General features: G+C 49.2%; 19 protein-coding genes, 2 tRNA genes and 2 pseudogenes. 8 read left to right on the forward strand and 15 right to left on the reverse strand.

Annotation, left to right across the window (positions count from 1 at the left end; genetic code table 11):
- Window positions 1-33: 33 nt before the first annotated feature.
- From iscR to CAP31_RS08745, 3 genes are read right to left on the reverse strand one after another with little or no spacing between them, the layout of a single operon-like run.
- Complete coding sequence (gene iscR, locus CAP31_RS08735; RefSeq protein ID WP_087447184.1) at window positions 34-507, reverse strand: Fe-S cluster assembly transcriptional regulator IscR; 474 nt, start codon at window positions 505-507, stop codon at window positions 34-36.
- A 54-nt stretch (window positions 508-561) separates the two neighbouring features.
- A complete protein-coding gene (cysE, locus tag CAP31_RS08740; RefSeq protein WP_087448330.1) occupies window positions 562-1,314 on the reverse strand; it encodes a serine O-acetyltransferase in 753 nt (250 codons plus the stop codon).
- Window positions 1,315-1,365: 51 nt separating this feature from the next.
- The gene (locus tag CAP31_RS08745; RefSeq protein ID WP_087447185.1) at window positions 1,366-2,121 is read right to left on the reverse strand and encodes an RNA methyltransferase; all 756 of its coding nucleotides are present in this window, start codon (window positions 2,119-2,121) and stop codon (window positions 1,366-1,368) included.
- A 104-nt stretch (window positions 2,122-2,225) separates the two neighbouring features.
- Between CAP31_RS08745 and CAP31_RS08750 the strand changes: the two genes are divergently transcribed.
- From CAP31_RS08750 to CAP31_RS08765, 4 genes are all read left to right on the forward strand, one after another.
- Entirely contained in the window at window positions 2,226-3,023 is a 798-nt protein-coding gene (locus tag CAP31_RS08750; RefSeq protein ID WP_087447186.1) for an inositol monophosphatase family protein, read from the forward strand.
- A 64-nt stretch (window positions 3,024-3,087) separates the two neighbouring features.
- Complete coding sequence (locus CAP31_RS08755) at window positions 3,088-4,314, forward strand: aspartate kinase (protein ID WP_087447187.1); 1,227 nt, start codon at window positions 3,088-3,090, stop codon at window positions 4,312-4,314.
- A gap of 67 nt (window positions 4,315-4,381) precedes the next feature.
- Window positions 4,382-4,474 (forward strand) — tRNA-Ser (locus CAP31_RS08760).
- Window positions 4,475-4,550: 76 nt separating this feature from the next.
- Window positions 4,551-4,627 (forward strand) — tRNA-Arg (locus CAP31_RS08765).
- Between the two features lie 207 nt (window positions 4,628-4,834).
- Here CAP31_RS08765 and CAP31_RS08770 read toward each other — a convergent pair.
- Window positions 4,835-5,431 (reverse strand): ATP-binding protein, encoded by a 597-nt coding sequence (locus tag CAP31_RS08770; protein WP_157662716.1) that lies wholly within the window; start codon window positions 5,429-5,431, stop codon window positions 4,835-4,837.
- A 170-nt stretch (window positions 5,432-5,601) separates the two neighbouring features.
- Complete coding sequence (locus CAP31_RS14905; protein ID WP_087447189.1) at window positions 5,602-5,949, reverse strand: hypothetical protein; 348 nt, start codon at window positions 5,947-5,949, stop codon at window positions 5,602-5,604.
- 121 nt (window positions 5,950-6,070) lie between these two features.
- On the opposite strand from CAP31_RS14905, the gene CAP31_RS15160 reads away from it, so the two are divergent.
- Entirely contained in the window at window positions 6,071-6,199 is a 129-nt protein-coding gene (locus CAP31_RS15160; RefSeq protein WP_255377098.1) for a hypothetical protein, read from the forward strand.
- A 73-nt stretch (window positions 6,200-6,272) separates the two neighbouring features.
- Here the strand turns inward: CAP31_RS15160 and CAP31_RS08780 are convergent, their stop codons facing one another.
- The 3 genes and pseudogenes from CAP31_RS08780 to CAP31_RS08795 all read right to left on the reverse strand — a co-directional run bounded on the left by CAP31_RS08780 (window position 6,273) and on the right by CAP31_RS08795 (window position 10,902).
- Window positions 6,273-8,021 (reverse strand): DUF1998 domain-containing protein, encoded by a 1,749-nt coding sequence (locus tag CAP31_RS08780; RefSeq protein WP_087447190.1) that lies wholly within the window; start codon window positions 8,019-8,021, stop codon window positions 6,273-6,275.
- A 531-nt stretch (window positions 8,022-8,552) separates the two neighbouring features.
- Window positions 8,553-9,703 (reverse strand): annotated as a pseudogene (locus CAP31_RS08785) (IS3 family transposase); the annotation flags it as partial.
- 26 nt (window positions 9,704-9,729) lie between these two features.
- Entirely contained in the window at window positions 9,730-10,902 is a 1,173-nt protein-coding gene (locus CAP31_RS08795) for a helicase-related protein (protein WP_223247224.1), read from the reverse strand.
- Window positions 10,903-11,039: 137 nt separating this feature from the next.
- Here CAP31_RS08795 and CAP31_RS08805 point away from each other — a divergent pair.
- Window positions 11,040-12,190 (forward strand): annotated as a pseudogene (locus CAP31_RS08805) (IS3 family transposase); the annotation flags it as partial.
- Between the two features lie 159 nt (window positions 12,191-12,349).
- Here CAP31_RS08805 and CAP31_RS08810 read toward each other — a convergent pair.
- From CAP31_RS08810 to CAP31_RS08840, 7 genes are all read right to left on the reverse strand, one after another.
- Complete coding sequence (locus tag CAP31_RS08810) at window positions 12,350-13,378, reverse strand: STY4851/ECs_5259 family protein (RefSeq protein WP_087447194.1); 1,029 nt, start codon at window positions 13,376-13,378, stop codon at window positions 12,350-12,352.
- Between the two features lie 35 nt (window positions 13,379-13,413).
- On the reverse strand, window positions 13,414-14,157 hold the full coding sequence (locus CAP31_RS08815) for a hypothetical protein (protein ID WP_157662717.1): 744 nt from the start codon (window positions 14,155-14,157) through the stop codon (window positions 13,414-13,416).
- A 371-nt stretch (window positions 14,158-14,528) separates the two neighbouring features.
- Window positions 14,529-15,530, reverse strand: a complete 1,002-nt coding sequence (locus CAP31_RS08820; RefSeq protein ID WP_223247225.1) for a DUF3644 domain-containing protein — start codon at window positions 15,528-15,530, stop codon at window positions 14,529-14,531.
- Window positions 15,505-16,671, reverse strand: a complete 1,167-nt coding sequence (locus CAP31_RS08825) for a restriction endonuclease subunit S (RefSeq protein WP_087447197.1) — start codon at window positions 16,669-16,671, stop codon at window positions 15,505-15,507. The genes CAP31_RS08820 and CAP31_RS08825 overlap by 26 nt, the downstream gene beginning before the upstream one ends.
- Entirely contained in the window at window positions 16,668-18,218 is a 1,551-nt protein-coding gene (locus tag CAP31_RS08830; RefSeq protein ID WP_087447198.1) for a class I SAM-dependent DNA methyltransferase, read from the reverse strand. The genes CAP31_RS08825 and CAP31_RS08830 overlap by 4 nt, the downstream gene beginning before the upstream one ends.
- Before the next feature lie 70 nt (window positions 18,219-18,288).
- Window positions 18,289-21,723, reverse strand: coding sequence for a DEAD/DEAH box helicase family protein (locus CAP31_RS08835; protein WP_223247226.1), 3,435 nt, complete (start codon window positions 21,721-21,723; stop codon window positions 18,289-18,291).
- A 63-nt stretch (window positions 21,724-21,786) separates the two neighbouring features.
- Window positions 21,787-23,292: a sigma-54-dependent Fis family transcriptional regulator gene (locus CAP31_RS08840; RefSeq protein WP_087447200.1), complete on the reverse strand. Its 1,506-nt coding sequence runs from the start codon at window positions 23,290-23,292 to the stop codon at window positions 21,787-21,789.
- Window positions 23,293-23,700: 408 nt separating this feature from the next.
- On the opposite strand from CAP31_RS08840, the gene CAP31_RS08845 reads away from it, so the two are divergent.
- Window positions 23,701-23,913, forward strand: a complete 213-nt coding sequence (locus CAP31_RS08845) for a hypothetical protein (RefSeq protein ID WP_223247227.1) — start codon at window positions 23,701-23,703, stop codon at window positions 23,911-23,913.
- Between the two features lie 923 nt (window positions 23,914-24,836).
- Entirely contained in the window at window positions 24,837-25,061 is a 225-nt protein-coding gene (locus tag CAP31_RS08850) for a hypothetical protein (protein WP_087447202.1), read from the forward strand.
- The last annotated feature ends 17 nt before the right edge of the window (window positions 25,062-25,078 follow it).

Genomic DNA, 25,078 nt, shown 5'->3' on the forward strand with positions numbered 1-25,078 from the left:
CAACTCCAATATAAGATGGCCGGGTTCAGATACCTAGGCAGCCACCGAAACTTTTTCACGTTTTACGCGGTGGTCGCATACCACCGCCGATGCTGAATTTTTAGCTTGCTGCTGTTCAACCAGATTCGCCAGAGTCACCGTTCTGAGATAATCCTGTATGCGCCGGTTCAGATTCGACCATAATTCGTGCGTCATGCAGCGATGGTCGTCCTGACAGTTTTCCAGCCCGCCGCACTGGGTCGCATCCATGGGCTCATCTACGGCCTGAATGATTTGCGCGACAGAAATCTCGGCTAACGGCTTGGCGACGCGATATCCGCCGCCGGGGCCGCGGACGCTTTCCACCAGTTCACGGCGCCGTAATTTACCAAACAATTGCTCCAGATACGAGAGCGAAATCTTTTGGCGCTCGCTGATCGCGGCTAAAGTTACCGGACCCTTACCATGATGCAGCGCCAAATCGATCATGGCAGTCACCGCAAACCGTCCTTTAGTTGTCAAGCGCATGATTCATTTCCCGTATCCGTCACAGTGAATTGGACAATACAATACCCGATAAATTCAGTCAACTATTTTATTTAAATACGCCGGGTCGAACTCATCTCGTTTCGGTGCCGGCGTAGCAGGCTCCACTCCCAATACTTTGAGCTGCTCAACTATCCAGTTGATACGCTCATCCATGGTCGCGGAATGATCGATCAGACCATGCACCACCTTCACCATCGGGTCATTCATGTCGGCGCTGATCGCGTAAGCGGCAAAACCGAGCTTCTTGACGGCAGTCGTCGCTTCTTCCGTTGCCGCGCTGGTTAAAATCCGCGCCGGAATACCCACTGCAGTCGCGCCTGCCGGCACATCTTTCACCACTACGGCATTCGAACCTATCTTGGCGCCTTCGCCAACTGTCAGCGGCCCCAGTATCTTGGCCCCGGCCCCCACCACCACGCCTTTACCCAGCGTAGGATGACGCTTGCCTTTGTTCCACGAGGTGCCGCCCAAGGTGACCTGATGATAGAGCGTGCAATCGTCGCCCACTTCCGCTGTCTCACCGATCACAACGCCCATGCCGTGATCGATGAATACCCGGCGGCCGATATGCGCGCCGGGATGAATCTCGATCCCGGTCGCCCAGCGTCCGAAATAGGCGGTAAAACGCGCCAGCCATTTCCAGCCCCAGCGCCAGAACCGCGATGACAGCCGGTGCAGCAGTATCGCGTGAATGCCGGGATAAGTGGTCAGCACTTCAAATACCGAACGCGCCGCCGGATCCCGCTCGAATACTACCGCTATGTCTTCACGCAATTGATCGAACACGATGACCCCTATCTGTTCCACAGGTGGACAAGTATGCAATACCTGACTAAATTAGTCAACAATATCCCAGTCCCTGGGTACATTGACCTGCGCCGGATTACGCATCAACTTGAGTATTCCCATTAAAATATTCAGCTCTTCCTTCTCCAGCTGCGCACGCGAATACAGGCGTCGCAGCCGAGTCATCAAACGCCGCGGCGCAGCCAGATTCAGGAAACCGATAGCCACCAGCGTCCGTTCCAGCTCACGATAAAACAATTCCAGATCGTCATGACGCGCCAATTCCTGCGGGACATTTTCCGGCATGCCCGGTTCCGGCATCGCGCAGCGCAGTTCATAACTCAATATCTGCACAGCCGACGCCAGATTCAGGGAACTGTAATCCGGATTAGCCGGAATATGCACCAGCATCTGACACTGATCCAGCTCGGCATTGGTCAATCCCGACATTTCCGTGCCGAACACCAGCGCGACAGGCGCGTTGGCGGCATGCGCCAGCAATAACGGCGCCGCCTCGCGCGCACTGAGCATGGTGTGCGACAGATCGCGCCGTCGGGCGGTACAGCCGACTACCATGACCGCTTCTGTCAATGCGCTGGCCAGATCCTGCGTGACCACGGCTCCATCCAGCACATCGGTAGCGCCGGAAGACATTGCCACTGCGGCGGGGTCGGGGAATTGTTTGGGCTGCACCAGGCGCAAATCATGCAAGCCCATGGTTTTCATCGCTCGCGCAGCCGCACCGATGTTGCCCGGATGGCTGGTATGGCTCAATACGATACGTACATTATCTAACAAGTTGGACATAGCTGTTTTCAATGGTTAATCCATGATTTATCAGCCTGACGCTGGGGAAAATCACGGTTTTGAGTTAAACTAAGCGTTATTATTTCGCTCATTGACATATTGCCATGCATCCTATGCTCACCACCGCGGTAAAAGCCGCCCGTCGTGCCGCCGGTATTATCAACCGCGCATCACAAGACACCGACGCTTTAACCGTCAAACACAAGCAACACAATGACTTCGTCACCGAAGTGGATCGCGCCGCCGAAGCCGCAATTATCGATGTGCTGCTGGACGCTTACCCAAATCATGCTATTTTAGCAGAAGAGAGCGGTCAGCAAGGCGATTCCGAATACCAATGGATCATTGACCCCCTCGACGGCACCACCAACTTCCTGCATGGCTTCCCCCAATACTGCATCTCCATCGCGCTGGTACACAAGGGCCAACTGGATCAGGCTGTTGTTTACGACCCGAGCCGCAATGATTTGTTCACCGCCTCACGTGGTCAGGGCGCCTATCTGAACGAACGCCGCATCCGCGTATCCAAACGCATCAAACTGGCCGATGCGCTGGTCGGTACCGGATTCCCCTACCGCGACTTCACTCACCTCGACGCCTACATGGGCATGTTGCGCGACATGCTGCAGAAAACCGCCGGTGTGCGCCGTCCCGGTTCTGCCGCGCTGGATCTGGCTTACGTCGCAGCTGGCCGCCTGGACGGATTCTGGGAAATCGGCCTGTCGAAATGGGATATTGCCGCAGGCTGCCTGCTGGTCAAGGAAGCCGGCGGTCTGGTAGGCGATTTTCAGGGTGACGACAGCTATATCGACAGCGGCAATATCATTGCCGGCAACCCCAAAATATTCGGCCAATTACTGCAAGCGCTTGCACCTCATATCACGCCCGCATTAAAAGGCTGATCCGGTGCTCGCCAATTCCCCCCGACTACGCTAGAATTTGCTTTTGCTTTTTTAACCAATTTTTATGGCACTCATTGTACAGAAATACGGCGGCACATCGGTAGGCAGCGTCGAACGCATCAAACATGTAGCGGAACGCGTAGCCAAATTCAAAATGCTGGGACATCAGGTTGTCGTCGTACTCTCCGCCATGAGCGGCGAAACCAACCGCCTGATTGCACTTGCCAAAGGCGTCCAATCCGATCCCGATCCACGCGAACTCGACGTTCTAGTGTCTACCGGCGAACAAGTGACTATCGCTTTATTAGCCATGGCGCTAAAAGATCTGGGATTGAAAGCCAAGAGCTACACCGGCTCGCAAGTCCGTATCCTCACCGACAACGCCCATACCAAAGCCCGCATTCTCGGCATTGACGAAGAAAACATCCGCAACGACCTTGCCGCAGGCAAAGTCATCGTCGTCGCCGGTTTCCAGGGCGTGGACGAACACGGCAACATCACCACGCTCGGCCGTGGCGGCTCCGACACCACCGGCGTTGCGCTGGCCGCCGCACTGAAGGCTGACGAATGCCAGATTTACACGGACGTCGACGGCGTATACACCACCGACCCGCGCATCGTTCCCGAAGCGCGCCGGCTGAAGACCATCACCTTTGAAGAGATGCTGGAAATGGCCAGCCTCGGCTCCAAGGTACTGCAAATCCGTTCGGTCGAATTCGCCGGCAAATACAAAGTCAAACTGCGCGTACTCTCCAGCTTTCAGGAAGAAGGCGAAGGCACACTCATCACTTTTGAGGAAGAAAACAACATGGAACAAGCGATTATCTCTGGCATCGCCTTCAACCGCGACGAAGCCAAGATTACCGTACTCGGTGTACCCGACACCCCAGGCATCGCATACCAGATCCTGGGCCCGGTCGCCGATGCGAACATCGACGTGGACATGATCATCCAGAACGTCGGCGCCAACAACACCACCGATTTCACCTTCACCGTGCATCGCAACGAATACGCCCGCGCCATGCAATTGCTCAACAGCATGCAACCGCAGATCGGCGCCCACAAAATCATCGGCGACGACAAGATCGCCAAGGTTTCCATCATCGGCGTAGGCATGCGCTCGCACGTAGGCATCGCCAGCACCATGTTCAAGACGCTGGCCGAAGAAGGCATCAACATCCAGATGATATCCACTTCGGAAATCAAGATTTCCGTCGTCATCGACGAAAAGTATCTGGAACTGGCGGTACGAGTGCTGCACAAGGCATTTAATCTGGAAAACGCCGGATAAAGTTGACGCCCCAGGCGCGTTAGGCTATCATGGCGCGCTGTTTGAAGTTGCTGAAAACCAGCAATTAGGAGAGATGGCCGAGTGGTCGAAGGTACTCCCCTGCTAAGGGAGCGTAGGGTTTATAGCCTTACCGAGGGTTCGAATCCCTCTCTCTCCGCCAACAACCGTTTAAGCAATTTTTAAACCAGTAGTTGAGTTAAGACAGTGAAGTATGTTACAATTTTGTTCTTACGGATGCGCCCGTAGCTCAGCTGGATAGAGTACTTGGCTACGAACCAAGGGGTCAGGGGTTCGAATCCCTTCGGGCGCACCAATCAATTCAAAGGCTTGCAGAAATGCAGGCATTTTTATTTCCTTAAAATATTCAATTGGTGACACTTTTGGTGACACTTTTGCACAGTTCAAATCAGCCTTACGGCTGATGGCTGCCTGCTTACATAATGAACCCCAAACCCGCCACCCATAATCATCCAAAGTCGACCACCTATTACAATGATATGATTGAACAGCCGAGGTCAATCTATAGCTTGTGAGCCATGAATGACCCTGAACCTATCGCACTCACTGCTCTTTCCAGCAAATGTTCGTGGTGTGTAAAAAACAATACCTGCGTTTTCTTGGACAATTCCGCAAGCACCTTGAAGGTTGCGCTCGCCGATGTGTCGTCGAAATTAATAACGATGTCATCCACCACAACCGGCATTGGTTCCTGATTACAAACATGACTCTCAATTGCGGCCAATCGCAATGCCAAGAAAAGCTGATCCCGTGTACCCGAACTTAGATTACCAACGGTTTCACGCTTGCCATTGGCTCGAACGCCAACGAGGATTGTCATATCTTCATCGAAATCCGTCGCAATTTTGGTGAATCGTCCCCCAGTGATAGTCGCGAACAGTTCTGATGCACGCGCCAACAGGGGGCCTTGATAGCGTTGCTGGTAGGTTTCTATGGCCTCCGAAATAATGGAGGATGAAAGTCGTGCTGATGCATATTCGGCGATCAGATTTGAAAGCCTAGCCGCTGCATCTGCTGCTTTTTGCTCCGCATCCGCATCGCCATCAATCTTGCCAAGTGCCGCCTCTGCCTCGATCAACTTCTCGTGTCGCTTTTCCACTTGCGGTGTGCATGCCTGGAGGTCTCCACCTGCTCGCTCCAGCGAAGCCTTGTCACTGCCGGATGTAAATTGATACAGAGCGCCGATTGAAAACTGATACACCTATTTGGGAAGATGGCCGGATTTTGGATTCGGCCATGATCACAGACGAGGTGTATGTGGAAATTGAATTATTGAGGAAACATGGCATGAGCTTGCGCAAGATTGCCGAAGAAGTGGGGCATTTCGCAACCGGCTGCAGACTTTAAGTTAGCCAACTCCTGATTCGCCAGCCGTATTGTCTGATCTGCCTGAGTAAAAGCTTTTCCTGCCTCCTTAATTCTTTCCTCTAGTGATTTGCGACGCTGTGCAAGTATCTTCCCTTCAGTCAACCGCTCATAAAGTGTTTCAACCACGGCATCGGCTGACCTATTCGCGCGGTCGTATTGTATCGCTTCACAAAGACGTGCCGCGTCCCCCTCAACTAGCATCACTGTTGCTTGTGTCGCAGCGAGTTCAGCGCGAGCCGCATCCTGCATATCAAGCGCATCCTCGAAGTCCTCGAACTGTCCAAGTCTTGCGGTGGCCTCCTTGTTGACGCTAGGTTAAAAATGACCACCTGTGCTGGTTTAAAATTGACCAGGTGCTTATAGCCGTTATATGGTCAAAATTAAGTCAGCGGCAACATGGCAGGTGGCGTGCGTGACAGACCCGCGCTTGCAGCATCGCGCATCCGGCATCCTGTCACACGTAAAGCGTTTGCTGGAACAAAAACGTGGCGACATGTAGTAGTCGCGATCTGATCTGACAGTCCCCCGATTTGACTGATGCTACTGTCAGATCAAGTCGGAACTACTACATTTCATTCGCTCTCAACAAATATATAAGTCGGGAATATCTGCCCTTCAATCCTGACCCGAGCTTCCGAAACTGCCCGCCCCTGTTCCTGAGCTGAGTCATTAAACGGAAATTGCGACGCCTGCCTGGACAATAGATTCCCAGCTAGTTTTGGTACTTGCCAGTACGAGAACCCTTGGTCGAGCCATGCCTTCGTAACATGACCATCCTCGCACTCGATTTCCAGAAGTCGCGCATGTATCACATCCTGTTTAGGCATACTTTGCAAAATGCAGCTCATTCCACAATATTCAAATGCCTCACGAATAGCTTCATCACGCGCTGTTGAGGTAGGCCAATTGTTAAAAAACATGCTTGGCTTCTTAAAGCTATTTACTTCCTCTGCAAATGGCACAACACCGAGCTCTACAGACTGCACAGCCCAGCGTTCCTTATATGCGCGCTTGAATGCTGAAATAAAATCAAGGAGTAAAGCGGCCGGGAGTGGCGAGTTCAAATAGCGATCTCGGTATGCAACTCGAACAATATCGGACGAACCACCTATCAATGATGATCCAAATTTACACTCCAACTCCGTGAGCAAACGCTCACCGAAACCCGATGAAATTCCATCCAAAGCATTTGAAACCTCAACTCTACAAACGCGGCCGGATGTCTCCACTGGCGTGTCAGTAGCGAAATTGAGTGGCTGAACCAGGATACCCGAAAGTTCAGGATTGCCAAACACCAACAAAGCTCCGTTATTAACGCCCCAATTCGCTGCGGGATATGCCGAATAAGACGTCGGATAGGCCCATGCTCGCGATTTACCGGCTGAAATAATCTCAGCCACAACATAACCATTTGGTGAGCAAGCAGGCACATCACCAGACCAAATTGATACATTATCAAGATTCGACATAACATGAAGAGCAAACCGATCAGCCTGTGACAGTTCATTCACAGCTGTCTGGGCCAATATAATCTTGACTATACAAGGTGAAGATGCCCATCTCTGAATCCAGCTACGCAAAGGCGACGATGCAATATCCCATTCGGATACATCACCAAGAAGATACATCCTGAGTTCTTCAATATCTGGGCGTGCCAACTCGCGTGTAATTGCCTCCGGTAAAGACTGAAATTCAGCATTAGTTCGATCTTTACCGAACAATGCATCTCCGGCTTGAAGCTCAAAGTCAGCTAACCAACGTTCAGTGAGGAAATCCAAGGCCACTTGCCGATTGAGATCATCTAGCCTGAAGCGTGTATCGTAGCTGAGCAAGCAATGCTGACACGCACCTTCACATTCTGCACTGCAGTTCAATGCCTCTTTGGCCTGACCCAATACTTCCCGCAACCGATTCGTAACTGACGAACAATACCCCGAAGCACTTCGATCAAAAATCACGATAGCTTGACCACTGACTCCACCATCTAACCGTATCGGCTTAGTGTCGCAGCCGAGCTCATCAACTTCAATACCGAGCATTGAAGCAATTCCACTACGAATTGCAACAGCAAGCGAATATGCTACCTGCCGGTCTGTCAGTGGCTGCCCATCGAACCACCAAAGCATAAGCTCCAAAACATCGGTAGTCATGCTATGCCCGAGTCGAACACCTGGCTTGATAGAAAACTTCCTATTACTCCCTTCACAAATGGAGGTTTCTCCACCTTGAGCACCACGCAAACGGCGATGGGGTGTGGTGAATACCTTTGGAAAGGCGACACCCTCCTTATTAGCGGTTATATCCTCAGGCTCTGTAATCATAGGTTCGGCTCGACCGCACTCCAAACAGATGGCGTAACCATGACCGTTTGTACCAGCCGAATAATTAAACACACTACCAGAAGAACTCGACCTGTAGCTGCCAAGTTTCGGGTTCGCGAGTGGCAACCACTCGCCGCTCGCGTTGATCCATGGCAGTTCCACAGGCACGTACGACTGAGTCGAAATATCGTTATGCGGAGACTCGTAAAGATCGACTGAGAAACCAGCTGGCTCAAGATAGGTAAATCGGCAATCCGGACCAATCGGCAACGAAGTACCGCAATCGGGACAGTGAGATATCTGATCTGCCGAAACTGTTGTACCGCTGGAACCGCAAGCACGACAACGCCATGCTTCACGTATGTTCTATAGTGGACCCCTCAGTCAAGACAATAATGCATCGAGTTTAAGAGGGTAACCTTTTACATGCAGCGGAACAGCGCTGCCCCGGTTTTCTGTTTCTTTTTTCGTTTCTATTTCTGAGTGCGTTTTTTCTGTCTCACTCGGGTGCCCGGACAAGAGTTTTTTGTCGTATTTGTCCACAATCCTTGCGCCGCCTCCGCTTGCTGTACGGTAAACCTGGTCCGGTGTGTCGTAGCCCAGCGATTGGTGCGTTCTTTCCGTGTTGTAAAACACAAAGTATTCCGTCAGTCCAAGCAGTAAATCAGGCATGGTGGCGTAGCCTTTCAGGTACACGTCTTCATGTTTGACGCTACGCCAGAGCCGTTCCACAAAAATATTATCCAGTGCCCGGCCTCGCCCATCCATGCTGATGCTAATGCCGTGCGACTTGAGCACGCCCGTAAAAGCTTCACTGGTGAACTGGCTGCCCTGATCGGTATTGAATATCTCAGGCGCACCATATGTTTGCAATGCCTGCTCCAGGCAGTCCACGCAGAACCCACTATCCATTGTGTTGGATAACCGCCATGACAGTACTTTACGCGAGTACCAGTCAATCACCGCCACCAAATACACAAACCCTCGCGGCAGACGAATGTACGTAATATCTGTGCTCCATACCTGATTGGGACGCGTCACCAGCACGCCCCTGAGCAGGTACGGGTAAACCTTGTGCTGCGGGTGCCGTCGACTGGTGTTAGGCCATGGCGCCATGCCCGCAAGACCCAATATACCCATCAGCCTCTGCACACGCTTGCGGTTGATCTTGTGCCCCAAGCCACGCAGGTATTGCTTGATCTTGCGGCTGCCGTAAAACGGATGCCGCGTGTATTCGGCGTCAATCAGTGCCAGTAACGCCAATTCCTGTTTGTCTGGTTCTGTCGTTAATTGTGGCGCATAAACAGTGGAACGCGCCACACCGGTCAGTGCACATTGCCGTATCAGCGCCAGCGGCTCGATGGTGCTGACCCATTGCTTGCGCACTGCTATTGGCTGATCCCAGACTTTTTTTTGAGCCAGTCCAGTTCCATCTTCAACCGCCCAATCTCGGAATAGAGCCGCTCAGGACTGGCAGATGGGTCGGCAGGTTTCGGGCCACGTTTGGCATCAAACACATTGGCAGCTTGCTCTTGCAGCTCCTTCTTCCATAAACCAACTTGCGTCGGATGTACTCCAAACTCCTGGCCAATTTCGTTCACCGTCCTGATGCCGCGAATTGCCTCAAGTGCCACCTTGGCCTTGAATTCACCACTAAAATTCTTACGCTTCGTTTCACTCACAACCTGCTCCTTTGTTCAGCAGGTTACTATCTTAATTCACTGTCTGAAAATTGGGGTCCACTATAGTTCTGTATTTCCTTGATTGCTTGCACTGAAGCAGGCGCATGCCAATTTAACGTAATGCCTGCAGAACGATAAACAAGACCATCAATAACCACTTCCGCTCCAGGTGCGTACTCCCGTAAAGCTGTCACTGTGCCACGACTTGGCAACTCTCGATGGCGTAAGAGATTATCTATCCGATCATCTTTTTTTCTCGTTTTATTTCGCTCCAACTCGTCACAAGTCATCGTCTCAAATGAAGAGATATCAGTTGGGAAGCCATATCCTGGCAAAAAGCCTTCTGCCGCAAGCTCGCGAAGCAAATATTCCCCGGTAAGTCGCTTTTGTTGTATCTGCAGAGCTTTATATGCTGGCTCCTTCTCTTTAATTGCCCCTTGGAACTTAGCCAACTGTAATTCAACACTATCAAATTCCCCAAACCATTCGTGACTATGTGCCGAGAGCATAGCTGCGGCCTCCGCAGCGAGTCGACCAAGCGATACTGCTCCCTCATAGCAGGTATGACGTAATAACGAGCGCAACCCTGATGCAAGATGCGTTTCCTTCGATTCATCAAAACATTTAGCCCAGGCAATAAACTTATTCGCTGGTGCCACTTCTTTTGGAAGCATCCACCATCCCATATCTAGCTTATCAAGACTGGCCGAATTAGAAAGTTGCGACCGAAGAAAGCTCGCCAACATCATTGAATTTATATGTCGCTGGACAATGATTGGACTTTCCAGCTTAATAGTCGGAGCAGGCAACTGAGTCGTGAATGCCCAAAGAGTATTATCAAATACATGCTGATCGTGAGGGTTGTTTTTGCAAACTGTTAATGCTACGGATCGAGTTTCTGAACGTCGTCCAGCCCGACCTGCACGCTGCAAATAGTTAGTGGGATGAGGTGGCACATTATTCATTGCCACGATGGTGATACCTCCAATATCGACACCCATCTCCATCGTGGTTGAACAACTTAGAAGGTTTATGCGTCCCGACTTGAAATCCCGTTCATACTGCTCTAAACGGCTTCCTGGCTGCTGAGCCGAATGTTCTGCGGTACGGAAATAACCCCCTCCTTCAACAATTCGGTCACTTAAGTCCGACCAAAGCCCCTCGGTACGAAGTGAAATAACGTTGATATCCTCCGTCAACCATTGACGAATCGAAGATAGACGTTCTTCCTCGGAAGAAAAATCCCTGGCAAGTAAACTGCAATTCGGTAATATAGTGGACCCCAATTTTCAGACAGTGAATTAAGATAGTAACCTGCTGAACAAAGGAGCAGGTTGTGAGTGAAACGAAGCGTAAGAATTTTAGTGGTGAATTCAAGGCCAAGGTGGCACTTGAGGCAATTCGCGGCATCAGGACGGTGAACGAAATTGGCCAGGAGTTTGGAGTACATCCGACGCAAGTTGGTTTATGGAAGAAGGAGCTGCAAGAGCAAGCTGCCAATGTGTTTGATGCCAAACGTGGCCCGAAACCTGCCGACCCATCTGCCAGTCCTGAGCGGCTCTATTCCGAGATTGGGCGGTTGAAGATGGAACTGGACTGGCTCAAAAAAAAGTCTGGGATCAGCCAATAGCAGTGCGCAAGCAATGGGTCAGCACCATCGAGCCGCTGGCGCTGATACGGCAATGTGCACTGACCGGTGTGGCGCGTTCCACTGTTTATGCGCCACAATTAACGACAGAACCAGACAAACAGGAATTGGCGTTACTGGCACTGATTGACGCCGAATACACGCGGCATCCGTTTTACGGCAGCCGCAAGATCAAGCAATACCTGCGTGGCTTGGGGCACAAGATCAACCGCAAGCGTGTGCAGAGGCTGATGGGTATATTGGGTCTTGCGGGCATGGCGCCATGGCCTAACACCAGTCGACGGCACCCGCAGCACAAGGTTTACCCGTACCTGCTCAGGGGCGTGCTGGTGACGCGTCCCAATCAGGTATGGAGCACAGATATTACGTACATTCGTCTGCCGCGAGGGTTTGTGTATTTGGTGGCGGTGATTGACTGGTACTCGCGTAAAGTACTGTCATGGCGGTTATCCAACACAATGGATAGTGGGTTCTGCGTGGACTGCCTGGAGCAGGCATTGCAAACATATGGTGCGCCTGAGATATTCAATACCGATCAGGGCAGCCAGTTCACCAGTGAAGCTTTTACGGGCGTGCTCAAGTCGCACGGCATTAGCATCAGCATGGATGGGCGAGGCCGGGCACTGGATAATATTTTTGTGGAACGGCTCTGGCGTAGCGTCAAACATGAAGACGTGTACCTGAAAGGCTACGCCACCATGCCTGATTTACTGCTTGGACTGACGGAATACTTTGTGTTTTACAACACGGAAAGAACGCACCAATCGCTGGGCTACGACACACCGGACCAGGTTTACCGTACAGCAAGCGGAGGCGGCGCAAGGATTGTGGACAAATACGACAAAAAACTCTTGTCCGGGCACCCGAGTGAGACAGAAAAAACGCACTCAGAAATAGAAACGAAAAAAGAAACAGAAAACCGGGGCAGCGCTGTTCCGCTGCATGTAAAAGGTTACCCTCTTAAACTCGATGCATTATTGTCTTGACTGAGGGGTCCACTATAAGTATCGTTTGTTGACGAATAGCGATGCTTTCGCCGTCTCAGCGCCAAGAATCTGCCTTCCATCAGCAAACGGCTCCCGCTCACCGACTTGGGCATCAATTGAAAAATAACGGGGTAGATCTTCATTAGTGTGGAGCCTAAAAAGGTGGACCAAATTCTCGACATGCACCGTTGTCGGACAGTGCAATGATGACATCAACTCATATCGCCCCTCTGCAATCGGTTTCAGAAAACGCTCAACTGCAAACATACTAGATGAAGATACCACAACCTGTTGCGCAGCCTCTTTCACCAAACCAGTCAAAAGCGCCTCCGCAGCGACATCTTCTAGTTGTAGTGGAAAACGCTCACGCCATTGAGGATCCCGCTTATTCAAGATCGCAATCGGGTCGGTTTCGCCAGTCAACTGAAACTCTTTCTTCAGTTCCAAAACCGCCCTCACCATTTGGGCAATCAAAGCATAAATTTCGGGTTTGTGCAGACTGCCCGGCAGCTCATCAGCACGATCAGCAACATCTTGTGCAATTTGTGACTCATCCCAGTGAAAACGGGTTGCCGAGCGAAGCGCGGATGCCATGATCGAGGCAAGTTTGCCGCCACCATTCCCAATAAACTTAAGTGGCAAACCGCCCTGAGCTACTGCGGCACCAAAAAATTTCTTGCCTTCACCGCTGGGCCTATGTCCCCAATATGCGAACCCCTGTTGAACACATTCAGTTCTAGCATTTGTTGCAAGTTGCGTTGCATCTCCACCGAAAGAGCCGATTATTGGAGCCCACTCCCAAGCACCACCCTGATATTCACGCCGCCACCACTCAGCCGCATAAAGAACAAATAAAGCCGGAAAGCTACGAATTTTACGGGCCACTTCACCCAATTGGCCAAACTCAGACGCAAAAGCAAGCGTATCTTTTAAAGACAGGTATTCATCGTCGGTCAGTCGGTAGCCATACAACATACGACCATCTGGTTGATTCAAGCCGTATCTTTTCAGTAAATTACCTAGCCATTTATCTGGGTTCATGCTTTTTCCCGATTACATAAGTAAAAATACTTCTACTAAACAATAAATTGATTATTGGCACTCAGTGCTGCTATAGCCATATCACGCTTCGAAGCCTGCTTACCCTTGGTGGCCTCAAGCCAATCAGGAATATGCCGACCACTTGTACCGGCTGGATGAATCACATGAACGAAAGTGACTTGCTTATTGCCATAAGCGACAGCATTGATACGCTTTAGATCTGGATGCAACTTCCGCATCTGTTCATAGCAGGCATCGACATAATCATCGTCGTTACTTAACATCACCACTGTTTCCAGACGAGGTGGCAAGTTAGCCAAGAACTGTTTTGTACATTTACCAATGAAATCAAGCGGTGCTGAAGCTGAGCAGCTTTTGCGAATCACATCACCCGATTTTTCAAATTTTCCAGTAACGGGATTTTTAGCAGACACACTGCAACGGATAAGTGAGCCAAATGCATAATCTTGCTCATCGGATTTGATTCGGCTATCAATAACCTCATGCAAAGGTAACAACCCAAGCCGATGTAGAATGCGGCTCATGTTCGGGCGTATTCCACTGAATGGAATATCATCGAAGGCACGCGTAGCCAATTTTTGCATCTGGTTAGCACCTTTAGAAAAGCCCAGAACCAGTGTTTTAGGATTTGCGCTCCCCCAAGCACCCGGCGCATATTCAAGCCGCCATCCATCCGTTTCAGTAGCGGTTTTCCCCCAAACCGCTGATTGATTAGCAAAGCAATTAGTACAAGTTAGTTTTCCGTGATTTGGTAGCATTTTTATTCCTTAAGTGTTGTGAAGTAATTATCTATTAGCAGCTACCGTGCCGGTTTTTTATAATCACAACAACTTATTGTTTTTATTTGGTTATTATTAAAATCTCGACCACTAACAACCTAACCAAGCCAAATCAGAAACATAAATTTTTTTATGCATATGTAATTTTTTTATTAAAATCTGTAACTAAATTCAAACAAACCTAAAGCGAACTGTAATAACGCCTCATCTTATTAGCCATCAACTGGCGTCTTTTCACCAGAAACTCATCAAAAGTCATGGCTACCCCTTTAAGCAGTTTCCGGCGGTATGCAATTCTCTGTAAGATTACACTCCAAATCTGACAGCTCTCTAATTCCGCTGACACTGGGTTAAACATATTTACCCCCCTCTGCCTTACAGTGCGCCTTCACCTGCTCTAGCCAAGCATCATACCAATACCATGTTTTAACAACTTGTGACCCAAGACCTTTAGCTGGATTGCGTGCATCGAGCGCTTTCCAGAGCTGCGTATGGTGATGCATATTGAAATTCGGATAGCCCTCATTATGAACATACTCAATAACTTGCTTGGGAGAATACTTCTTTCTTTCGGTTTCCTTGATTACGGTATATTGTGCATTCACATCCTTGGCAAAATCCGAGTCCGCTTTGATAAATTCGATCACTTGGTCAGCCTGCCCCTTGCGATTTGCCGTCTTAGGTACAAACAAGATTCGATATGCATAACTTGGATGATTAAACTCTTCTTCAGTAAGAGCTTCATCGAACTTTGTAATGTAGGCTTGAATGTTTTTAGGCAAATCTTTTTGCGCGGCAAGCGTATCAATTTGATCTTTGTTTAACGAGGAAAACTGCAAGCTAAAAGACAAATGCTTATCAATGCCGAACTCTGGGCCAAAAAGTGATTTAATATATTCGTTATAATTCAAACAGCAGGCTTGGAATCTGGCGCTGAGAAACTCGTCGATGCGGCTAGTCATCTGGTGTTCAATCTCGTGCCGTAACCCAATCAAAAAATTTAAATTATTGGCGGCATCCCGATCAATCGGTGAATTTTCATCGTTTAAGCAGCGCTCAAGTTCCCAGTATTTCTGGGCACCTTTATTTGTTCGATCAAATCGTTTCCGTCCACCAACCATCTTGTGATATCGGTATTCAACCTTCTTTTTACGGTAATAAGCGTGCATCAAATAAGTCCAGGAAATTACGATAAGCACGACGTATATTTCGGACTTGAAGGTAATCGCTGGATTATTGAAGACCTGCACTGCTGCAAGCGCAGCCTCCCTGGATTTCTTTAACAGCTCAGCGGAAACAGATCCAACTGAGCGTATGCGTACCTTCTTATCCATGCCGACCAAAAAATTCATCTTGCGTCGAACCAAATAACCTATCAGCTTCCTCTACCATGCCCTGAAATTTTCCCTTTAACTGTTTTGCCTTAGTAAAAATAATGGAAAAATGTCGCTGTTGCTCTATAGGGGGCAAGGGTATCTCCAATGCCTTCATGATTCCGATATTCAAATTGGGCTGCGTGCCGTCTGGTGCCATGCGCCGAAGCGTTGGTGTCAGGATATTGATGAGTGCCAGTAAATAAAATTGGTCAATTGATTTTGAAAAGTCTTCGAACGCAAGCCAGCCGTCATGGATACAGCCTTCTATTTTGAGTATTCGCGCAAATCCTAGGCTTACCCCGCAGTTTGCAAAAACAAACGCCCCAGGATGGAGTCTTACACTCTTCGCTGCACCCGGTTCCGTTACATGTTTAGCTGTCTCCGTAATGTATAAATCATCACCGGAAGTGGCATCCCCAATTCTTATCCAGGGCACCGTACCACCTAAAAAGTCATTAATCGGTCTTGGCGAAGCGCCACGGCGAATACTGCACAGATCACCAAGCGGGAACATTTCCCACCCCTTTGGATTAGCCACCGGATCACCAAACATATCAAGAAAGACCGCACGAAGGAATTCATCGGCGAGCTGGATGGCTTGCTGGCGTTTGCGGCGCAGGCTGCCGGCTTTGTCGAGGATGGCGGCGATGCGTTTTTGTTCTTCCAGAGGAGGCAGTGGTATTTCGAAGTCTTCCACTATTGACTTTGATACCTCCTTAAACGTCGCTCCATTACCAAGTGCAGCCAAACGTTCAGAATACTTCTTCATACAGAAATACAGATACAGCGAGTCAACACCTACGCCAGGAATCAGGCTTTTAAAACCTTGATTCGTACACATTTCATCACCACAAATTGCTACATTACCTATTGGTGCCCTAGAACTGACCATTACAGTGCCTTTAGGCAACATATTTGTTGAGCAACTGGCAAAACCTTTTAGCGTAATCTTGTCCGGAGTGTCTGTCAAATACGGCACATCAAGCCGCGAAATATCTTTCGGTGTTACCCACTTAATTTCACCATCCCAGAACTCAGGATTTACAGTTTTCGGGGTGGCACCAGACACCACTTTACAGCAGTCTCCAAGTCGTGCCATATGCCATTTTCCGCTCATCTCAATAACCCTTCCAACTCCGCCATCTCCCGTACAATCTCCGCTTCCAGCCCCTGCATCTGTTTCAAAATCTCGCGTGGATCCTGGTGCACAACCACAGCGTGTACCACTTGCTTGTAACGGTTAATCGACAGGTCGTAGTTTTGCGCCCTTAGCTCGTCGGCTGGCACGATAAAGGCTTGCTGGGTGCGGTCGCTAAAGTCACCTTGGCGATCAGACCATTGCTGGTATTTGGCCAACACATCGGGCAGGTTGTTGTCTTGGATAGGCTGACGCTTGTCATCCAGCGAGTAGCCGTCGGCTTGCACGTCATAGAAGAACACGTTGTCGGTGCGGCCGCCTTTGCTGAAAACGACGATAGCGGTGGAGACACCGGCGTAGGGCTTGAACACGCCGCTGGGCAGGCTGATGACGGCTTCGAGCTGGTTGTGGTCGATCAGTTCCTGACGCAGTTGCTGGTGGGCTTTGCTGGAACCGAACAGCACACCGTCCGGCACGATAGTGGCGCTGCGACCACCGGTTTTAAGCATACGCAGGATGAGCGCGATAAACAGCAGCTCAGTTTTTTTGGTTTTGACAGTGCGCAGCAGCTCGGGCGCAATGTCATGCTCATCCAGATTGCCCTTAAATGGTGGGTTAGCAAGGATGAGGTCAAAGCCTTCTTTGGCGGCTTTAGGGAAGCGCTCGACGAAGTTTTGCGACAACGCATCCTGATAGTGAATATCCGGCTCGGCCACGCCATGCATGACAAGGTTCATTGTCGCAATACGCAGCATGGTGGTATCGAAGTCGAAGCCGTGAAACATGTCGTGGTCGATATGCTTGCGATGCGGGCCAAGCAAATCACCGCTATAAACAGTTTGGGTCTCGGTTTCACCTTTTTCATTGACCACCGTTTCAGTATGGCGGCCTGCTTCGCTGGAGTGTTGTGCCAACAGGTAATTATAAGTTTCCACCAGAAAGCCAGCAGTACCACAGGACGGGTCACAGATGCGGTCGGTAGGCTTGGGTTGCATCAGCTCGACCATCAACCGGATGATATGGCGCGGGGTACGGAACTGGCCGTTGATGCCGGCGGTGTTAAGTTTGCCAAGCAGATATTCGTAAAGATCGCCCTTGATATCGCCACTATCCAGCGGCAGGTCATGAATCATGTTGACTGCTTTTACAAGCAGACTGGGCTTCTGGATCATCAGTTGCGCGTCTTTCATAAAATCTGCAAAGGCGCTGTCCTGCTCATTACTGCGTGCAGCCAGATCACGAAAGTGACGGAACACTTTGTCGCGCACATGGGGCAGCATTTGCTCGGCACCGTAATGACGCCAGGTTTCCCAGCGGCAAGTTTGCTCTTCTGGCGTAAAGCGGTGGTTAAACTCTTTGTGGGTGAGTGCGGCGCGCTTTTCGTCCTTGCGCTCTTGCATGTCCAGCAGCCGGGAATACATGAGAAAGGTGATCTGCTCGATAACCGTGAGCGGGTTGGTAATACCGCCGGTCCAGAATTCTGTCCAGAGGCCATCAATACGGTTTTTAAGTTCGCCGGTAATCATTATTTTCCTAATTTATTGGTTTTGCACGCGCATGGGCTGAGTTTAATCAGCCGCTAGTCGCGAATTGTTTTTATGCTTGAGCATTGCCACTTGCCAGTGGTTTGCCAAAACTTTCTACAATGCTGATGAGCTGCTGGTATTGCTGCTCGTTGGTAAATATTTCACCAACACCACCGCTATGAATGGTGTTGAATGGCGCGTCGAACAGATTGTTCAGTTCTATAGCGCCATAGCTCTTGATGTGCTGTCTGAGCAGATCAAGAAAACGTAACTGGTTACTGTTGAGTCGATTATTTTGAATAAACTCGTTAAAACGCGCTGCTACCGCATCGGCATCCATGCCCACTAAACTGCGCAGAATCTGATCCAAGCCAATCGCGGTATCCGGGTAGAAATCGCGCAGCAGTTCCAGATCAACATTGGGGTTTTGTGTGTGCACCAGGCTGTTAAGCTGATGCAGCTCTGTCTCACTAACCGGCACACCCTGACGAATTTTTATGAGTACAGGGTTATTACTAAACAAGGGCTCCAGCGCAGCTTGTACGGATTTTTGATAAATACTGGCATCGACGCTGCGAATTTTACTGGCACGCTGGGTGACATGAATTTCAGCTACATCCTCTTTCAAATCCAGTACAGTCGTAGGCAAAGATGGGGGATACACCATAGCTTCGGCCAAGTGCATAATGTCACGCAAGGCCAAACGCTTGATTTCAAGCGCGGCAAAATCAGCCTGCTGCCAGAAGTCATCGCGACGAATGTCTTTAAGGACATCAGCTTTGGCTTTAACCGGATTAAGGTGTGGCGGCAGCCTATCCAGCAGTTCGAGCACTTCAATTTTGACGGGGTTAGGCTGCCCCGGCTGGCTTAAAGCAATGGCTTGCGCTTTGGTGATTAACAAATCCCAGCGTAGGGCATCGCCCTGACCCCGCACATCCAGCGTATTGAGCAAAGGAGCAACATTTTCTGCAAGTAGCTGCACCAAGGTTGGCGCAAACTGGTCGAGCAGTTTGGCATCTCGCGCTTGCTGTACCGCCAGCCAGTTGCTGCGAACGCTGATGGTGGCGTCTTCCAGTGCGTCAGCATCCCGTTTAAGCAGGTTAACAAGCGCGGTGAAAGCTTCCAACTCTGAACGCTTGAGCGCCAACCCTGCCAGTTGCAACCAGCTTTCATAACGCCGCTGAGTGAGCGACTTGGGCACGGTTGGCTCAGCTTCTTCCTGATTCATTTCGTGGTATTCGAAATTACCCCAATGGTCGAAGATGCGGAATTTTTCTTTATCATACCCCGGGCCAAACAGGTCCTTACATAAGCGCGTACCCCGTCCGATCATTTGCCAGAATTTGACTTTGGATTTGATAGGCTTGGCAAAAACTAGGTTCACCACTTCAGGCACGTCGATACCGGTATCGAGCATATCCACTGAAATGGCGATGTTAAGTTGGTCATTTTTACAATTCTCACCGCCCTTGAAATCATCTATCAGTTGCTCCGCACGCGGCTCCTGCGAGTGAATCACCTGACAGAACTTTCCTGCAAACTGCGGGTACATTTCATTGAAGAGATCGGCCAATAAGCGCGCATGGTCGATATTACGCGCATATATGATGCTCTTGCCGGGCAACTGGCCATCACGATCACGAATACCATGTTCCATGAGGTTTTGCAGGATGATGCGATTGGTGCCTTTATTGAAAATGGCATCATCGATTTCCGTGCCTTCGAAATCCAGCGTATTCGGGTCTATGCCTTCATCTTCTAACTGGGCGATTTGCTCATCGGTAAGATGCTGCGCCTTGATACCATAGCGCAGGAATTTTGTGGTGTGGCTGATGACCTCAAAGGGTACGAGGTTTTTTTCTGCCACAGCTTGTTCCAGCGTGTAATTAGCAGTGGGCAGTTTATAGTCACAACCAAACAGGTTGCAGGTGCTGCGGCTGACCATCTCAACTGGCGTGGCGGTAAGGCCAACTTGCAGAGCATCAAAATATTTGAAGATCTCACCGTATTGGTTGTAAATAGAACGATGGGATTCATCCGCAATAATCAAGTCAAAGAAACCGACATCAAAATCCTCGTAATCATTGATCAGCCCCTGATAGATGCCGATGTAAATACGTGCATTCTGCTTGCTGACATCATTTAGCTGACCGATAACATAGAGAGGTTCGTGCATGAAGTCGCTAAAGGCATTTTTGGCCTGCTTGCGTAGTTCCCGACGGTCACACAGGAACAACACGCGTTTGGCCCACTTGGCATCAATCAGTAATTTGGACAAGGCAATGGCAACACGCGTTTTGCCCGTACCCGTGGCTTGTACGATAAGTGCCTTGCGATGTTTAGAGGCAAAACGTTCAGCTACCCGGGTAAGCGTTTCGATCTGATAGTCACGACCTGCGATATGGGTAGGTAAAGGCACTTTGGTCAGGTCTAGCTTGGCAGTGCGCTGGAAACCGGTGCGATATTGCAGAGTGTCTTTGGAATAGAAACCATAAACTGCGCGAGGCGGGTAACCTGCCGCATCGTCCCACACCCAAATATCATGCCCATTAGTATAGAAAATCATGGGGCGCTGGCCGTACATTTTTTCCAGACCGTCAGCGTAATTCTTGGCTTGCTGTTGCCCCATACGGGCATCTTTGGTGGTTTTTTTAGCCTCTACCACTGCCAGCGGTTTGCCGTTATCATCCCACAGCACATAATCGGCATAACCTAGGCCGGTTTGTGTGGACTGATGTTGCAATTCAACTTCTTGCCATACCTGTTCAGTATTGACACCTTTCTTACCCACTTCCCAGCCAGCCATGCGCAGATCACGATCAACCAGCCATTTACGGGTATTGTCTTCACTGAACTTGAGTTGTGTAACAGCCGCCTGACCAGTGGAGTGAATGGTTTTTAGTACATCCTGACTGACTGGATTATTGGCACGCGCGATTTCCTCAACCAGTGCTTGCTCAGTCGCACGCAGCGCCTCTAATTCAGCCAATGTTTCTGTTAGACGTTGTTCTTTTAAATTGAGTTCTTCTTTAAGCGCCTTTTTTTCGCGCTTCAGTTCGGCCTTGTGGCCAAAGCCTTCTTCGGGTGGCTCGGCATAGTCTGCCAGATCACTGGTCTTACCTTTAAAGAAGGTAACGTGCAGCCAGCGAGTTAATTGCCATGCTTCATGCAATGCACGCAGGGAGTCCATCACTTCGACATTTTCACCATGTGCAGCGCGATTGCCCATGCGACGGAGTAAATGCAGTTTATCCAGCACCAGCTTATCAGCGACCATGGTGAAGCTGGCGTTGCTTAATAAATCCGAGAAGTTTGAATGTGGCGCTCGTGGCAAGCGCAAGTGGTTATAAAGATGATCTACCAGACGTTCAGCAAAACTGCGCAGCTTAACCAGCGCACTTTCCGGATCGGAATGCGCGTATTGCTCAGCGTACGCCCCCATGTTGGCCATTTCCGGCCAATGAGCGCGAAGTATCTCGAAGTTAAGTGATGAGCTGTCCTGCATGTACATTTTCTGGCGCTTCCGCTAAAGGGTATAACACCAACTTAGCGAGAACCGTGCCAGCCCCTATTCCACTTGGTATTTTTTTATCCAGTTGGTTAGCGTTTGATAGCTAGACAACCCCAATAATTCAGCCGCTTTAGTTTTATTTCCCTCTGCCTGCTCGATTGCCCGATGCACATAGTGCCCTGCAACATCCGACATCACAGATTGTATATCAAAGCCATTTCCCAGCGACTTTTCAAGAATCGCATTACTCGATCTTGTGGCTGGTTGTAGGATGGCAGCTTCAATATCTTCAGCTGTAATTGTTTGCCCAATTGACCAGAGCGAAGCTCTTAAAAGCGTATTGTGAAGTTCCCTGATATTACCTGGCCAGGCATAATCAAACATAACCTTTCTTGCTGAGACAGAAATATTCTTATGCAGGTACCCAGGCTGATCATTTGCTTCCCGATTAATCTGTTCCATTGAATGATCAATTAACAGGCCAATATCTTCGCCTCGTTCACGGAGCGCTGGAAGCTGCAAAACACCGATTGCAATTCTGTGAAAAAGGTCTTCCCTGAACCGACTTTCTGCAACTTCCATTATCAGATTACGATTGGTTGCCGCAATGATACGCACGTCGAGCGAAATTTCTTTTGCAGAGCCTAACCGGACAACTTTCTTTTCTTGCAGCACCCGGAGCAACTTAACCTGGGAAGCCAGCGGCAACTCACCAATTTCATCCAAAAAGAGCGTACCACCATTCGCCTCTTCGAAGTAACCTTTGCGTGCTTGTTGTGCACCGGTAAAAGCACCCTTATCATGACCAAAAAATTCAGCATCAACCAAATCCAGAGGAATTGCACCGCAATTAACTGCAACAAAAGGGCCTTCACGCCGCAAACCGGTTTCATGAATTGCTCTAGCCAGTAGCTCTTTACCCGTGCCTGACTCACCCTGAATTAACACAGGCACATTTCTCACTGCCACCCGTTGCGCCTGGGAGACAAGCCGCTGCATCTTTTCGCATTGATGGATGATCGCGTTGAAGGCTGGACCTTTGGGAGGCAAGTCCTGAGCAAGCTTTGCCAGAATTTCATCCTGGCGTTTCAGCAAATCCGGCAAAAAATCTGCGGCCAAATCAAATGGGAAATTTACCAGGCGCGTGCCACGCTCTATGGACGTTTCAAGCAAGCTAGCTTTGAAACGGGTCTTTGAAAGGATAATCCAGATAGCCGCCATAGCAGGAGTGCCCGGACTTAAATGGAAGGTTAGTTCGTATGTATTACGTTCTAGCGGGCCAGTAATTGATTCAAGAACTTCGACTGCCTGTTTGTAGATCTCAGCATATTCGGTGGGCGCTGAAAGGGAAACCACTCGTAAATCAGGATGAATAGCATGTTGAGTTTCAAGCCATTCCACATATTGCTGAGAATCTTCAGCAGAATAATTCGTTAACAACACCAGCCGCTGAAAATGCCTATCTGCCAATGACTGTGCAATAGGCCCAACCCCTGTATTAAGTTGGCCTTTGCTCGCCTTTAGGTCTGTATTTCCAATCCAGCTTATTAGAATTTTCTGCATTTTAGGTGACAGAACAATTTTTATGTTTTAGACAAAAAATTATAACACCGCCATCAACTTAAGATTCATTTCTTGACCTTTTTAGCGTATTGGCCAGGATTAACCAGCTCATTATGCCGCCCAACCCCAATCCCATAAAATTTTTATTATATATTCCTTACAAGTGGCTAAGTAAATAGTCACGTCTGAATCACATCTCTCTCGCTTTTTTTATATCTTGTTCCATCTTCACTCATCCAAGGTAAATGCGTGCCACACATGACTGCCACTTTATGCAAGGAGAAATACCCATGGAGTTCTCATGTCCACTATGTCAATCAACTCATGTAAAAAACCAAGAATTACGGATGCAAAACAGGATGCGCAATTGGCTTATTAGTAGGCGCTACCGCTGGTGCAGCAGGTGCAATGGGTGGCGCAGAAATCGGTGCGACCGCAGGTGCAATAAGTGACCCTGATGGTGTTGTGCTCGGTGGTTCCTTCGGCGCAATTATCGGCGGCTTGATTAGAGCCAGCGCAGGTAGTGCTGTTGATGAAGCGTTTGGTGTCACCGTTGATGACGGCATATTGGATAATTACCATTGCCTAACCCTGCCTGGAATTTGGATTAACTTGAATTAGTGGTGCGGGCCAATAATTTTGTGAATCATATTCGTGATCCATAAAGTCTTTGATATGTCGCGCATTGATTCTGGTAAAACTCCACGTGAAATCGGAGTAGTCAGTTACCAGTTTTTCTCTGAATTCAAAAACGTCCATCGCATTCCTAAGTATTTTGCACTTTGATCCACATTCTACGGGTTATGCATCCATCAATGTAAATCGTCAGCACTGGTTGTCAAAAAAGTTGTCATTTGTAGTGTCCGGCAATTTTGCCAAAACGGTTTACCTACGAGCAACGGGCGTTATGTCAATCCGCATTATTCGTGCAGCTTCCAAGCTAACCCTTTGCAGCATTGATGCTCAAGCCTTACCTCAGCCAACGTTATCTAATCAAAATTCAAAATAGGTTAATTATTACGCCAATGGATTTAATGGAATTCGGGTGTCTTGCGTTCGATGATGGGTCTCGGGGCGGAGCCCTGAGTTGACTGCGACGGGCGCGAAGCGACCTAGCGGGCGAAACATCTGGATGGATCAAGCTTTGTGATACATCCAGCATCCTGCCCTCATCATTGATCCAAAAAGCGCATAGATTTGATACAGAATTGCAGTGAATTTGGACTGGATTTGGAGCAGATATCATATGGTTATTTTCTAAACCGGGAGCTGATTAGTATTAGAACAGAAGGGATTTATTGGTTAATGTGGATGCAATCATCATGCACTTATCAGTTAATTAAATGCCTTTTGTTTGAAATTTGTGGTTCTCGCATTAGTTGCAAATGACAGATGTGAATGCTGGATAAATTGCAAAGGGCGCTAATTAGAAATAATTCCTACCTATCTTGCACCATATCCGGTTATGGTATACAGTGAAGCTATGGAAAAATCACAAATATCAAAACCGCACCGATTTTCGATGAAGACTCAGGGAATAACAAATGTCTAATCGTTATGTAACGGAGGCTGAGAAAGCGGGGACTAAACGTAGGAAAGCCGCCTATTTGACGCGCTTGGCTGAAACCGGGATCAAGCGTCGTCAGTTGCTTTTGACGGATACTGAAACCCAGCGAGTGAAAGATATTGTTGCATGCTGGCGAGATGAGCCATGCGACCTTATCGATGAAGAACTAAGAGCGGCAAAAAAACTTAAACCGAACAAATGATGAACCGCAGTTGATGA

Origin of the sequence: Sulfuriferula sp. AH1, assembly GCF_002162035.1 — a bacterium.
Lineage (GTDB): Bacteria > Pseudomonadota > Gammaproteobacteria > Burkholderiales > Sulfuriferulaceae > Sulfuriferula.